The organism is Leucobacter sp. NPDC015123, assembly GCF_043080205.1.
Taxonomy (GTDB): domain Bacteria; phylum Actinomycetota; class Actinomycetes; order Actinomycetales; family Microbacteriaceae; genus Leucobacter; species Leucobacter aridicollis_A.
Genome location: NZ_JBIBVH010000008.1, coordinates 31,549 through 43,932 on the forward strand (window position 1 = coordinate 31,549; position 12,384 = coordinate 43,932).

Here is a 12,384-nt window from a genome sequence, read left to right on the forward strand (position 1 = left end):
CGCGCGATAGTGTGATGGCGTGACTAGTGTCGAAGAACCGAACCCCGAGAATCGGGTGCCGCGTGGCAGGGCTCGCAACGGGCAGTCTCGGGCATCGGTTATTGCCGCAGCGCTCAAGAGCTTCGCAGCGAAAGGCTACTTTGGGGCGTCGATGCGTGACATCGCCTCCGATGCGAACATCGGACTCGCTGGGATCTACCATCACTTCGGCAGTAAGCAAGACCTGCTCCAAGCTGTCATGACAATGACGTTGCAGGACGTGCTCGCGAGCACTCGGGCTCGCGTGGCCGCGGCTCCCGCGGATGATCCCGCAGCGAGGCTTGATGCCCTCGTGCGCGCCTGGGTCGAGTTTCACACGGTACGCCAGGAGGAGGCTCGGGTCGGAGCGTCCGAGGTTCACTGCTTGGAGGGGCAAGGACGCGAGCGAGTAATCGCCCTGCGGGACGAGCAGGAGCGGCTCTTCGTCGAGGTCGTCGAGCACGGCGTTCGTCTGGGGGTCTTCACCACGCCGTACCCGCGAGAAGCCGCGCGCGGGATGATCAACATGGGAATCGCCGTTGCGACCTGGTATCGGCTCGATGGCGACATCAGCCCCCACGGCCTTGCTGAGCGGTACGCGCGAATGTCGCTCGACATGGTGGGCGCGCTCGCGACACGGAGGTGACGGCGCCACGACGACCATCACCGTGCGTGTGCGTGTGCGTGTGGTGTGGCAGCGTGTGAGAAGACCCTGTGTGCATACGTGCACACGGTAGGTGAATCTGTGCGTGTTGTATTTGAACGATCGTTCGTTTACGCTCACAGTAACCGGGGAGCAATCCACAAGAGCGCCTCCGGGAGTCGATGACACCTGGCCCGAAGGAGCGCCCAATGACCACTGTCGCACACCCACCACATCCCGGTGAAGCGCGAGTGCTCACCCACTTCATCAATGGAGAGCACGTCGCCGGAACATCGGGAAGGTTCAGCGACGTCTATGATCCGAGCGTTGGCCTCGTGCAAGGGCGGGTGCCGCTCGCAAGCACGGCAGAAGTCACCGCTGCCATCGACAATGCCGCTGAGGCGCAGCTCGAGTGGGCAGCGCTCAACCCGCAGCGCCGGGCGCGTGTGCTTCTGCGCTTTCTCGACCTCATCGCCCGCGATACACCCGAGCTCGCAAAACTCCTTTCGCGCGAACACGGCAAGACAGTACCCGACGCGATCGGCGACATTCAGCGAGGCGTCGAGGTCATTGAGTTTGCCGTCGGTGGGCCACACCTGCTGAAGGGGGACTACTCAACTGGCGTCGGCACTGGCGTCGACGTCTATTCGATGCGTCAGCCTCTGGGCGTCGTCGCAGGCATCACCCCGTTCAACTTCCCGGCGATGATTCCGCTCTGGAAGGCAGGACCGGCCCTCGCGGCAGGCAACTCGTTCATCCTGAAGCCCTCTGAGCGCGACCCGTCCGTGCCGCTGCGCATCGCGGAGCTTCTGCTTGAAGCGGGGCTGCCACCTGGGGTGTTCAACGTCGTGAATGGCGACAAGGAAGCAGTCGACGCACTGCTCCACGACGATCGAGTGCGTGCGATCGGGTTTGTCGGGTCGACGCCGATTGCGCAGTACATCTACGAGACTGCCGCAGCTGAGGGCAAGCGGGCTCAGTGTTTCGGAGGTGCGAAGAACCACATGATCGTGATGCCAGACGCTGACCTCGACCAGGTCGCAGACGCCCTCATCGGGGCCGGGTACGGGTCGGCAGGTGAACGCTGCATGGCGATCTCGGTCGCTGTTCCTGTGGGCAAGGAAACCGCTGACGCGCTCGCGGCGAAGCTTGTCGAGCGACTCGGCGACCTCAAGATCGGCCCGGCGCTCGACGAGACCGCTGACTACGGCCCGCTTGTGTCTGCGGAGGCCAAGGCGAGAGTCGAACACTACATTCAGTTGGGAATCGACGAGGGTGCCACGCTGCTCGCAGACGGTCGAGGCCACGTTGTTGAGGGATATGAGGGCGGCTACTACCTCGGACCGACACTCTTTGACAACGTCACCCCCGATATGACGGTCTACCTTGAAGAGATCTTCGGCCCGGTGCTGGTGATGGCTCGCGCTGAGACTTACGAGGAAGCGCTTGCCCTTGCGAGCGACCACGAGTATGGAAACGGTGTTGCGATCTTCACCCGTGACGGCGACACCGCTCGCGATTTCACAGCCCGCGTGAACGTCGGAATGGTCGGCGTGAATGTACCGATCCCAGTGCCAATCGCCTATCACACCTTTGGGGGCTGGAAGCGGTCTGGCTTTGGCGACCTGAATCAGCACGGACCCGATGCGTTCCGCTTCTACACGAAGACGAAAACAGTCACGAGCCGTTGGCCGTCGGGCGCAAAAGAGGGCGCAAGCTTCGTCATCCCAACGATGCAGTGAGCGCCGCCATGAGGGATACCGCCGCAGAAGAACGCGAAGCGCTTGTCGAGGCCGTGCGCGGCTTCGCGAACGCCCAGCTCGCACCGTTCGCGGCTGAACGCGACGCGCAAAAGATCTTCCCCATCGAGGCGCTGGCGGCTGCGGGGGAGCTCGGGCTCGGAGGCATCTACGTTCGCGAGGAGTACGGTTCGGGGCTTTCGCGGCTCGACGCTGTCGCTATTTTCGAGGAACTCGCGAAAGGTGACGTCGCTGTCGCTGCGTACATCTCGATCCACAACATGACGGCCTGGATGATTGACACGTTCGGTTCGGTGCAACAGCGCGAACGCTGGCTCCCCGGCATGGTGTCGATGCAGCAGTTGGGCGCATATTGCCTGACAGAGCCGGGCGCCGGCTCTGACGCTGCCGCGATCACAACGAGTGCTCGCCGCGAGGGTGACGAGTACGTCTTGAACGGAACGAAGCAGTTCATCTCCGGTGCGGGTGCCGCGTCTGTCTACGTAGTGATGGCTCGGACAGGTGGGCCCGGTCCGGCGGGAATCAGCACGATCGTTGTCGAGAAAGACACTCCTGGCCTGAGTTTCGGCCCGAACGAGCACAAAATGGGCTGGAACGCGCAGCCCACCCGCCAAGTGATCTTCGAAGACGTCAGGGTGCCAGTCGCCAACCGCCTGAGTGAGGAAGGTGACGGCTTTCACATCGCAATGCGCGGGCTCAACGGTGGTCGAGTCAACATTGGTGCCTGCTCGATTGGGGGCGCACAGTGGGCGCTCGACCGGGCGATCGCCTACGTGCAAGAGCGCCACGCGTTCGGTGCGCCTCTCGCGGCGAACCAGTCGATCGTGTTCACGCTCGCCGACATCGCGACTGACATCCAAGCTGGCAGGGCGCTGCTCGAGCGCGCCGCCGCCAAGATGGACAGCGGTGCGAGTGACACCGCAGTCGCATGCGCACTCGCGAAGCGGTTTGCGACGGACGCAGCCTTTGACGCCGCCAATAAGGCGCTGCAGCTGCACGGCGGCTACGGCTACTTGCACGAGTACGGGATTGAGCGCGTGGTGCGGGACCTACGGGTGCACCAAATTCTCGAAGGAACAAACGAAATCATGCGAACCATCATCGGACGTGACCTGCTGCGAGGCGGGAAGCGCTAGCGTGCACGGGCCGACTGGCGTTCAAAAGGAGAGAACATGACAACGATTGCGTTTATTGGGCTCGGGCACATGGGGCGGCCAATGGCGGCAAACCTCGTGGGCGCCGGATTCACGGTCCGCGGTTTTGACCTTGTGCCTGAGCTCTGCGAGGCGGCTCGGGCTGCCGGTGTTGACATTGCAGAATCTGCCGTCGCTGCCGCGACGGATGCAGATATTGTGCTGACAATGCTGCCAGCTGGACAGCATGTGCTCGCCGCCTACGGGAGCTCCGAGGAGCCGGGGCTGCTCAGCGCGGCGCGCCCAGGCACGCTCTTTCTTGACTGTTCAACAATCGCAGTTGACGAGGCTCGTCGTGCTGCTGAACTTGCCGTCGCCGCGGGGCATCGCCCGCTCGACGCGCCGGTCTCAGGAGGTGTCGTCGGCGCTGAGAAGGGAACGCTCGCGTTTATGGTTGGTGGTGAGAGAGCTGACTTTGAGGCAGCGGCCCCCGCACTTGAGGCGATGGGTGGCAGGATCGTGCACTGCGGCGGTTCCGGTCTTGGCCAGGCGGCCAAGGTGTGCAACAACATGATCCTCGGGATCTCACAGATCGCTGTCGCCGAGGCGTTTGTGCTCGGCGAGCGGCTCGGACTGTCACATCAAGCGCTCTTCGATGTTGCGAGTAACGCCTCGGGCCAGTGTTGGGCGCTGACGACGAATTGCCCCGTGCCGGGCCCGGTCCCGGCGAGCCCAGCAAACAACGACTACGAGCCTGGGTTCGCGGGCTCCCTGATGGCGAAAGACCTCGGGCTTGCTGAGCAGATGATCTCACTCACAGGGGTCGACGCGCGGCTCGGCCTGCTTGCACACGAGCGTTACGCAGAATTCGCGGCAGGGCCAGGAGCGCTGCAGGACTTCTCTGGGATCATCAACACGATCCGCGCAGAGAGCCAGGAGTGATGGCTCTCTGCGACTATCCGCGCGCGTAGAGCCGAGTGGTGTGCTCGACGAGGGCCTCGATGCCGCTTGGAGACTCGTCGCGCCACCAGACCAGCCGCACTGCGATGCGCGGCGCGTCGGTGATCGGGATGAAACGCACGCCTGCTCGAGCATGATGAACTGCCGTCGCTTCGGCAGACACGCCAACGGCCTCGCCCGCTGAGAGTGTGTTGAGCCAGTCTTCGGTGTCTGCAACGGTGATGAATGACGCCGGTGCGGGCCCGCCATCCCAGAGTTCTCGCTTTGTCGTGCCTGAGCGCGGCTCGGCTGCAACCGTGCGCCCAGCGAACTCCCGCATTCTGAGCGAGCGACGTTTCGCCCAGATGGGGTCGTCGGCTGAAAACACAGCGTGCCTTCGTTCGAGTCCGATCACGGCGCTTGAGAACTTGGTGGGATCCGGCGGGCTCCGCATGATGGCCACGTCGCAGCGGCCTTCGGTGAGGCCTGAAGTTGGCGTGAAGTGTTGCTCGAAGTGGAGCTCGATGCTCGGCTGGTCTGAGCGCCATTCACGCAGCAGCGTGGTTGTGTGCTTGCCGAGCGCTGACCAGGCGTAGCCAAGCCGCAGTCTGTCGTGCTCGCGGGCGGCGAGTGTGTTGACAGCGTCAACCTGTGCGAGGAGGCGACGGGCTTGGGGAAGGAGCGCCTCGCCAAACGCTGTTGGCTCGCAGCCGTGACGCCCGCGACGAAGAACCCGCTGACCGAGGGCCCGTTCGAGGCCCGCGATTGCGCGGGAGGCTCAGGCTTGCGAGATGTGTAGTTCGACGGCTGCGTCAGTGATCGTGCCAAACGTCGCGGCGACGACGAAGCAGCGAAGTTCGCGCAGTGACCATTCCATACGGTAAGCGTATGCAACGAACAAAACTTGCACAATGCGAATTGAAGCCGACGCCCTATGGTTGATCCGTGACGACCCAGCGCATGCACCTACAGGACGGCTCTCAGAGGCCGCGGGGCCCGTCCGCGCTCAGCCGCGGGGTGGCGCTGACACAGGTCGCGTCACTCGGCAATCAACTCGGCGCGGCAACCGGCGCCCTCGCATTTCCAGCAATCGGACCAGTGGGCGTTGTCGCCGTCAGGCAACTCGTCGCCGCAGCGGTGCTCATGCCCGTCGGCCGCCCAAAGTTCCGCGCCATGAAGCGCTCGGACTGGCTTGCGGTGACGGCCCTTGCGCTCGTGTTCAGCATCATGAATACCTCGGTGTACATCACTATCGAGCGACTGGGGCTGGGCCTCGCCATCACACTCGAGTTCCTTGGGCCGCTCGCGCTCGTGATCTTGAGTGCGCGCAGAGTCATTGACCTTTTCGGCGGACTCATTGCAGTCGTTGGAGTGGTTGTGCTCGTGAACCCGGGCCCGACTTCGGACCTGCTCGGCGTCGCGGTCGGCCTCGTCTCCGCGGCTGCGTGGGCAGCCTACATTTTGCTGAACAGGCGCATCGGTCAGACGTTGCCAGGGATGCAGGGAGTCGCAACGGCGAGCCTCATCTCGGGCGTCATCTGGATCCCACTAGCCATCGCGTGGTTCGCAGCACACCCTCCGCCGCTGTGGGCGCTCGGCTTGGCGGTAATCTGTGCGCTTGCCTCGTCAGTGTTGCCGTTCTCGATCGACGTGGTTGCGCTCAGGCTCCTGCCAGCAAGCCTGTTCAGCACGCTGCAGAGCATGCATCCGTTGTGGGCAGCGGTCGTCGGGCTTGTGCTGCTCGGTCAGCAGCTCACTGCACACGAGCTCATCGGTATCGGTCTTGTTGTTGCGAGCAATGTGCTTGTCACCTCGACAAACGCGGTCCGAGTTCGCCGCTAGCCTCCTTCGCCTGCGGGCAATCCGCTCCTAGACTGGCAGCATGATTCAATGGCGACCCGATGTGCTCGGCGACGGCTTTGAGCAGCTCACCTTTGAGCTTGGCGCCGACGACGATCCAGCCTTTACTGATGGCAAGGGAAGTCACGTTGGTGACGGGGACGAGCAGCAGCGGCCACGACTTGTCGCGACCCTCGTCAGGTCGCTCCCCACGAACCGGTCTCTGTGGCAGCGCATCATCGGCCGCGCACGAGATTTCGAAGACGTCGATGTGCTCTACGTGCACGGCTGGTCAGACTACTTCTTTCAGACTGATCTTGCGAGGTTTTGGACAGAGCGCGGCGCGAGGTTCTTCGCGCTCGACCTCCGGCGCTACGGAAGGAGCCTGCGGCCCGGGCAGACAGCAGGTTACGTCGACGACCTCGAGGATTACGACGTAGAGATTGACTTCGCGCTCGCAGAGATGCGGGCCTCGAGCCAACGCAATGCAGGCGAACGGAAGATTCTGCTGCTCGGGCATTCGACAGGCGGACTTGTGCTCAGCCTGTGGGCGAGCCGACACCCGGGCGTCGCAGACGCAGTTGTGCTGAACAGTCCGTGGCTTGAACTGCAGCTCTCGACGCGCGGCAGACAGATGATCGCGCCGATCGTGACCTTGGGGGCGAAGCTGAGTCCGCTCGAGGGAATTCCGCAACTTGACTACGGCTTCTATGCGCGCGCCGTGCGTGAGGTCGGGCCGGATGCGGATGTTGCGCGCATCAACCAGGAATGGCGGCCCGAACAGAGCCATCCGGTCCACACCGGATGGCTCAAGGCTATTCTTGCCGGTCACGATCTTGTGTATCGCGGCCTCAACATAGACGTTCCTGTGTGCGTACTCCTCTCAGCCCGATCCGCGATTCCCGCACGCTGGAGCCCGGAGCTCACTCGTGCCGACAGCGTGCTCGACGTCGACGGCGTTGCCAGGGCAGCGCTTCGCCTTGGCCCGTCCGTGACGATTGAGCGGATCCAAGGGGCGCTACACGACGTATTCGTCTCGGCAGAGGAGCCGCGCTACGACGCGTACACGCGGATGGAGCGCTTCGCGAAAGGGTGGCGTCGGGCGGTTGAGTGAGCCTCGCGGTAGGCTCACTATATGGATCTACGGGTAGCGGCTTACGCGGTCATTGAGCGCCGCGGCAAGATCTTGCTTACCCACTGGCGTCGGGGGCACCTACACGGATGGACGCTGCCTGGTGGGGGCATCGATCCTGGTGAGGATCCGAAGGATGCTGTCGTACGCGAGGTCTTCGAAGAGACGGGGCTGCACGCGAAGCCCGGACGGCTGCTCGGTGTCGACTCCAGGGTCATGGTGCGCGAGGAAGTTCCCGAGGGCACCGACCCTGAGATGCACACAATCAGGATCGTATATCGGGCAACCGTACAGGACGGTCCGCTTCGCAACGAGGTTGATGGCTCGTCCGACGAAGCCAGGTGGGTCTCGCTCAAAGACGTGAGCTCGCTCAAGACGCTCTCGCTCGTGCAGACTGGGCTACGGATGGCGGGTCTCAGCCGCCGCGGTACAGGCCAGGGCCGTGGCGGGCAGGGCCGTGGCGGTGCCACGAAGTCTGGCGGGGGCAGGGCCGGAGCGGCGAAGCAGGGCTCGCCGAAGCAGGGCTCGCCGAAGCAGGGCTCGCCGAAGCAGGGCTCGCCGAAGAACGCAGGAGCCAAGGGCGGTACCGCTAAACCTGCTGCGGCGCAGGGGGTTGGAAGCACGAAGGCTAGCGCCGCGCGACCAAGCGCTGGACGCTCGAAATCACGCGGGCGCTAGCCAATCGGTGGCACTCGAAACGCGCTGTTAGCTTTCGGGGGCGACCCAGAGCTCGTCGTCGGTGCGGAACGCCTGCCAGAGTGCATACCCGACACCGACCGCTGCTGCGGCCCCGAGTGTGAGTGCGATGATGCCTGAGACGTTGCGCTTCTTCTTCACAGGCTCAAGATAGCCGGCGCGCACACCGAAGTCGCGAACCTGCGCCGCGGCCTTGGGATTCTCGATCTCGTCGAGTGTGCGAATCGTCGAGGCGAGCGCACTCGCGACGGCGGGAGCAGTCGCTCGGCGCACTGTGCGGGCCGCGCTTCGCGCTGATGCGACTCCTCGATCAACAACAGGGCGCACACGGTCGACGGCCTGGTTGATGCGGGGCGCTACGTGCTCATCGCTGAGCAGGCGAGCCTGGTGGCCGGCGTGCTTGACAACCGTACCCGCGTTGCCGAGAACCTCGAGCTGCTGGTCGAGGAGTAATTGGGCGTCAGAGCGCAGTTCGCGGAGCTCGCGACGACGCTTGCGTGAGAGTTTCATTCCGGATCCTCCTTCAAGTAGCACGGGACGCGTCCACTTGGCTTCCCACGCTACACCGTACACTTGTGACATGACCATTCACACCGCAGTAGCGACTATCCACACCAACCACGGCGACATTGTTATCAACCTTTTTGGTGATCATGCACCGAAGACGGTGAAGAACTTCGTTGACCTTGCAGAGAAGGGGTTCTACGACGGTGTGATCTTCCACCGCATCATCCCGAACTTCATGATCCAGGGCGGTGACCCGACAGGCACTGGCACCGGCGGGCCTGGCTACAACTTCGATGACGAAATCCACCCCGAGCTCGGCTTCACCAAGCCGTACCAGCTGGCGATGGCGAATGCAGGCAAGCGCCCGGACATGACCGGACGCCTCGCGGGCACGAACGGCTCGCAGTTCTTCATTACGACGATCGCTCCTGACTGGCTCAACGGCAAGCACACAATCTTTGGTGAGGTTGCCGACGATGAGTCGAAGGCAGTCGTCGACACGATCTCGGCAGTGCAGACAGGCGCGGCTGACCGCCCCGTCGAGGACGTCGTGATGACCGGCGTCGACATCGCCGCGGTCTAACACCTTGGCGACAAGCGGCCCGAGCTACGGGGAGCGGGCGGAGTACGGAGAATCTGACGTCTGCTACCGCCACCCCGGGCGACAAAGCTTTACGCTCTGTCAGCGCTGCGGACGAACGATCTGCCCCGAGTGCCAGATCGCCTCGCCCGTTGGGGTGCTGTGCCGGGAATGCGTGAAGCAGACGAGCGCGGCGCCAAAGGGCGCGGCACGGTTCAGTCGCTCAGCTCGGGTCGCTGGGCGGCGTATTGCCGCCCTTGACTACCCGGTAACGACCTCGATCATTGCGCTCAACGTCATTGTGTTCGCACTCCAACTCCTCAGTCATTACTTCGGTAAGGACGGCGTGACGAGTGCCCTCTGGTACGTGCCGACGTATTCACTCGCAGACGGGACTCACCAGATTGCCGCGGGGGCATTGCCTGGGTATCCCGACGGAGCGTACCTCAACGCCGAGTTCCAGCCGTGGCGCATGCTCACGGTGATGTTTACTCACTCGGTAGGTTTTCTCCCGCACATCCTGTTCAACATGCTTGCCCTGTACATGTTTGGCAGGAACCTCGAGCAGCTCATTGGCAAGTGGCGCTTCCTGGTGCTCTACTTGTTCGCGGGTATCGGTGGCTCCCTTGGTGTCATGCTGTGGGGCTACGCCGACACGACAGGATTGTTCACCCCAACTGTTGGTGCCTCGGGAGCCATCTTCGGCGTCCTCGCTGCGACAGTTGTCGCGTTCAAATCAATGAACGCGAACGTAACATCGTTGATCGTGCTGCTCGCGATCAACTTCGGCATCGGGTTCATGCCAGGAGCAAACATTTCGTGGCAGGCGCACCTCGGCGGAATGGTTGTCGGCGCGCTCACTATGTGGGTCATTGTGCAGACTCGCGGGCCGCGCCTGAAGGCACGACAGATCGTCGGCCTCTCGGCAGTCGGTGCGCTGCTCGTCGCGCTTTCTTGCGCGTTCCTCGTGGTGTCACCGTTGTAGGGCAGTAGGGCTGCCAAAAACGGCGTACCGTACGAAAGCGGCGCGAGTGGGAATACCCACTCGTGCCGCTTTCGTATCTTGAGGTGTCAGGCGGATGGACGCAACGGTGCGCTCATATGCCCGGGCTCCGGGCCCTGCACAATCTCAAAACTTGTGAAAAGTTATCCACAGGGTTCTCCCCAGCTGGGGAGAATTACACCGATGTAGTTCAGACGAGCCTGTGGATTACTTCCACCAGGGAGTCATCAGAAACCCGATGAGCACGAAGCCGAACCCAACGAAGATGTTTGCCTGACCCAGCTGCGGAATCGGGAGCTGAAGGTTCGAGCTCGTGATGTAAAACAGGACGATCCAGAGGAGCCCGAGCAGCATGAAACCGAACATGACGGGCTTGAACCACACAGGGTTCGGTGCATCCCGTCGCGCGGCTTCCTTTTGCTCACGTCGTGCCGCGGCCTCCGCCGCGTTGCGCTTGCTTACTTCTTTACCAGCTGCTGCCATGGTGACAGTCTACCCAGTTCGTGGTGTCTGCCCAGTGTGCTCGGCTTAGAATGGCTACAAATGAACGATGTAACTCCACGCAGAGGCCGTCGCCGTCGCGCCCGGCTGAGCCCGTTGACGGTGATCGGCGAGCTGTTGATCGTCGCCGGCCTCGCCGTGTTCGGTTACATCGTCTGGCAGCCATGGCACACAGGTCTCGTTGTGACGGGCAAGCAACTTGAGCTTTCGCACGCAACTTCTGCTGAGTGGGACAAGGCTGCCGCCGAGCAACCTCCGTTCGACGGCACGGTCCCGGTTCCTGAGGTCGGTGGTCCCGGCGAAGTCTTCGGCCAGCTCCACGTGCCAGCATTTGGCACGACCTTTGTGAACAATGTCGCCCAGGGCACCGACCCATGGGAGACGCTGAATCTTGAGGACAAGGGAATCGGGCACTACACGAACAGTGCACTGCCTGGCGAGCCAGGAAACTTTGCGATCGCCGCCCACCGCTCCGGCGGCTACATTACGCCGTTCAAGGAAGTCATGAATCTCCGCGTCGGCGACCCACTGTTCTTCGAAACGCAGGACGGGTGGTACACCTACCGTTTTCGGTCGCTTGAGTATGTGTGGCCGACCGAGGGTGAGGTGCTCAACTCGTTTCCGCGCATCGACGGATTTGAGCCGACCGATCAGATCATGACGCTGACGACGTGCCATCCGAAGAATTGGGGCACAGACGAGCGAGCGATCGCGTATTCGGTGTTCGAGAGCTTCCAGCCACGCGCCGACGGCCCGCCGGCCGAGCTTATCGAGCTCAACCCCGCGATTATGGAAGGACGGGCATAGTGTTCTCACTACTCTGGCGATTCTTTCCAGGCCCAGCCTGGTTCCGTGTGATCGTGCTTCTCGGTGCGGCAGTCGCGCTCGTGTGGGCGCTCATTACATACGTCTATCCGTGGGCACTCGAAATGCTCCCCGAACAGGAATCGACGGTTGCAACATGACCCGCGTACTCGTTATCGATAACTACGACAGTTTCGTCTACACACTCAACGGTTATCTCCAGCAGCTTGGAGCAGAGACGAGGGTGATACGTAACGACGATGTGTCAGTCGGCGAGCTCGAACAGCTCGTCACGGGTTTCGACGGCGTCCTCATCTCGCCAGGCCCTGGCACCCCGGCAGCCGCTGGCGTTTCGATTCCGATGGTCGGTATCGCTGTGCGCACGGGAATCCCGTTGCTTGGCGTTTGCCTCGGCCACCAGGCGATCGCCGAGGCGCTTGGGGCGACTGTGACTCACGCCGAGGAACTCATGCACGGCAAGGTGTCGCGAGTGCGTCACGCCGACGATGAGTTCTTCGCGGGCGTGCCAGCGGAGTTTGATGCGACGAGGTACCACTCGCTCGCGGTTGTGCGCAGCACAGTGCCTGAGAGCCTCACAGTGACCGCTGAGACTGCCGGAGGCGTGGTGATGGCGCTTCGTCACCGGGAGCTGCCGATGTTCGGCGTGCAATACCACCCCGAATCGGTGCTCACTGAGGGGGGCTACCAGCAGCTGGGTAACTGGCTACGGGTTGTCGGCCTCGAGAATGCCGCTGAGATCGCGGCAACGCTCTCACCACTCATCGCAACCGAATAGGCCAGACGGGGCGTGCTTGGCGCCTGCTTCACG

At 62.9% G+C, this 12,384-nt stretch carries 15 protein-coding genes; 12 read left to right on the forward strand and 3 right to left on the reverse strand.

Translation table 11 applies throughout. From position 1 onward, the window contains the following. The first annotated feature begins 19 nt into the window (after positions 1–19). The 4 genes from ACF07D_RS13750 to mmsB all read left to right on the forward strand — a co-directional run bounded on the left by ACF07D_RS13750 (position 20) and on the right by mmsB (position 4,496). Positions 20–664, forward strand: a complete 645-nt coding sequence (locus ACF07D_RS13750; protein ID WP_391505281.1) for a TetR/AcrR family transcriptional regulator — start codon at positions 20–22, stop codon at positions 662–664. Between the two features lie 206 nt (positions 665–870). Next, entirely contained in the window at positions 871–2,403 is a 1,533-nt protein-coding gene (locus tag ACF07D_RS13755) for a CoA-acylating methylmalonate-semialdehyde dehydrogenase (protein ID WP_255808665.1), read from the forward strand. 8 nt (positions 2,404–2,411) lie between these two features. After that, positions 2,412–3,557, forward strand: coding sequence for an acyl-CoA dehydrogenase family protein (locus ACF07D_RS13760; protein WP_391505282.1), 1,146 nt, complete (start codon positions 2,412–2,414; stop codon positions 3,555–3,557). Between the two features lie 36 nt (positions 3,558–3,593). Beyond that, entirely contained in the window at positions 3,594–4,496 is a 903-nt protein-coding gene (gene mmsB / locus ACF07D_RS13765; protein ID WP_119285394.1) for a 3-hydroxyisobutyrate dehydrogenase, read from the forward strand. Between the two features lie 13 nt (positions 4,497–4,509). Here the strand turns inward: mmsB and ACF07D_RS13770 are convergent, their stop codons facing one another. Continuing rightward, complete coding sequence (locus ACF07D_RS13770; RefSeq protein WP_391505346.1) at positions 4,510–5,259, reverse strand: LysR family transcriptional regulator; 750 nt, start codon at positions 5,257–5,259, stop codon at positions 4,510–4,512. Between the two features lie 179 nt (positions 5,260–5,438). Here ACF07D_RS13770 and ACF07D_RS13775 point away from each other — a divergent pair, with 179 nt between their 5' ends. Genes ACF07D_RS13775 through ACF07D_RS13785 form a run of 3 tightly spaced genes read left to right on the forward strand, consistent with a single transcriptional unit; the run spans position 5,439 to position 8,142 of the window. Next, positions 5,439–6,335 (forward strand): DMT family transporter, encoded by an 897-nt coding sequence (locus ACF07D_RS13775; RefSeq protein WP_391505283.1) that lies wholly within the window; start codon positions 5,439–5,441, stop codon positions 6,333–6,335. A gap of 40 nt (positions 6,336–6,375) precedes the next feature. Continuing rightward, positions 6,376–7,446 (forward strand): alpha/beta hydrolase, encoded by a 1,071-nt coding sequence (locus tag ACF07D_RS13780; protein ID WP_391505284.1) that lies wholly within the window; start codon positions 6,376–6,378, stop codon positions 7,444–7,446. A 21-nt stretch (positions 7,447–7,467) separates the two neighbouring features. Then, positions 7,468–8,142, forward strand: coding sequence for an NUDIX hydrolase (locus ACF07D_RS13785; protein WP_391505285.1), 675 nt, complete (start codon positions 7,468–7,470; stop codon positions 8,140–8,142). Positions 8,143–8,169: 27 nt separating this feature from the next. On the opposite strand, the gene ACF07D_RS13790 is transcribed toward ACF07D_RS13785, so the two are convergent. Then, a complete protein-coding gene (locus tag ACF07D_RS13790; protein ID WP_119285390.1) occupies positions 8,170–8,670 on the reverse strand; it encodes a DUF5324 family protein in 501 nt (166 codons plus the stop codon). A 70-nt stretch (positions 8,671–8,740) separates the two neighbouring features. Between ACF07D_RS13790 and ACF07D_RS13795 the strand changes: the two genes are divergently transcribed. Next, entirely contained in the window at positions 8,741–9,250 is a 510-nt protein-coding gene (locus ACF07D_RS13795; protein ID WP_119285389.1) for a peptidylprolyl isomerase, read from the forward strand. Between the two features lie 172 nt (positions 9,251–9,422). Continuing rightward, positions 9,423–10,232 carry a rhomboid family intramembrane serine protease gene (locus tag ACF07D_RS13800; RefSeq protein WP_391505286.1) on the forward strand — a complete coding sequence of 270 codons (810 nt, stop codon included), beginning with the start codon at positions 9,423–9,425 and terminating at the stop codon, positions 10,230–10,232. A 225-nt stretch (positions 10,233–10,457) separates the two neighbouring features. Here the strand turns inward: ACF07D_RS13800 and ACF07D_RS13805 are convergent, their stop codons facing one another. After that, on the reverse strand, positions 10,458–10,733 hold the full coding sequence (locus ACF07D_RS13805; RefSeq protein ID WP_119285387.1) for a cell division protein CrgA: 276 nt from the start codon (positions 10,731–10,733) through the stop codon (positions 10,458–10,460). Between the two features lie 60 nt (positions 10,734–10,793). Between ACF07D_RS13805 and ACF07D_RS13810 the strand changes: the two genes are divergently transcribed. From ACF07D_RS13810 to ACF07D_RS13820, 3 genes are read left to right on the forward strand one after another with little or no spacing between them, the layout of a single operon-like run. Beyond that, the gene (locus ACF07D_RS13810; RefSeq protein ID WP_391505287.1) at positions 10,794–11,558 is read left to right on the forward strand and encodes a class E sortase; all 765 of its coding nucleotides are present in this window, start codon (positions 10,794–10,796) and stop codon (positions 11,556–11,558) included. After that, entirely contained in the window at positions 11,558–11,716 is a 159-nt protein-coding gene (locus tag ACF07D_RS13815) for a hypothetical protein (RefSeq protein ID WP_162921436.1), read from the forward strand. The genes ACF07D_RS13810 and ACF07D_RS13815 overlap by 1 nt, the downstream gene beginning before the upstream one ends. Continuing rightward, the gene (locus ACF07D_RS13820; protein WP_119285385.1) at positions 11,713–12,351 is read left to right on the forward strand and encodes an aminodeoxychorismate/anthranilate synthase component II; all 639 of its coding nucleotides are present in this window, start codon (positions 11,713–11,715) and stop codon (positions 12,349–12,351) included. The genes ACF07D_RS13815 and ACF07D_RS13820 overlap by 4 nt, the downstream gene beginning before the upstream one ends. The last annotated feature ends 33 nt before the right edge of the window (positions 12,352–12,384 follow it).

Bases quoted from the DNA above. Each gene is read 5' to 3' on its own strand.
- ACF07D_RS13755 (WP_255808665.1), top strand. From the start codon at position 871: ATGACCACTGTCGCACACCCACCACATCCCGGTGAAGCGCGAGTGCTC.
- ACF07D_RS13760 (WP_391505282.1), top strand. From the start codon at position 2,412: ATGAGGGATACCGCCGCAGAAGAACGCGAAGCGCTTGTCGAGGCCGTG.
- mmsB (WP_119285394.1), top strand. From the start codon at position 3,594: ATGACAACGATTGCGTTTATTGGGCTCGGGCACATGGGGCGGCCAATG.
- ACF07D_RS13780 (WP_391505284.1), top strand. From the start codon at position 6,376: ATGATTCAATGGCGACCCGATGTGCTCGGCGACGGCTTTGAGCAGCTC.
- ACF07D_RS13785 (WP_391505285.1), top strand. From the start codon at position 7,468: ATGGATCTACGGGTAGCGGCTTACGCGGTCATTGAGCGCCGCGGCAAG.
- ACF07D_RS13790 (WP_119285390.1), bottom strand. From the start codon at position 8,670: ATGAAACTCTCACGCAAGCGTCGTCGCGAGCTCCGCGAACTGCGCTCT.
- ACF07D_RS13795 (WP_119285389.1), top strand. From the start codon at position 8,741: ATGACCATTCACACCGCAGTAGCGACTATCCACACCAACCACGGCGAC.
- ACF07D_RS13805 (WP_119285387.1), bottom strand. From the start codon at position 10,733: ATGGCAGCAGCTGGTAAAGAAGTAAGCAAGCGCAACGCGGCGGAGGCC.
- ACF07D_RS13810 (WP_391505287.1), top strand. From the start codon at position 10,794: ATGAACGATGTAACTCCACGCAGAGGCCGTCGCCGTCGCGCCCGGCTG.
- ACF07D_RS13820 (WP_119285385.1), top strand. From the start codon at position 11,713: ATGACCCGCGTACTCGTTATCGATAACTACGACAGTTTCGTCTACACA.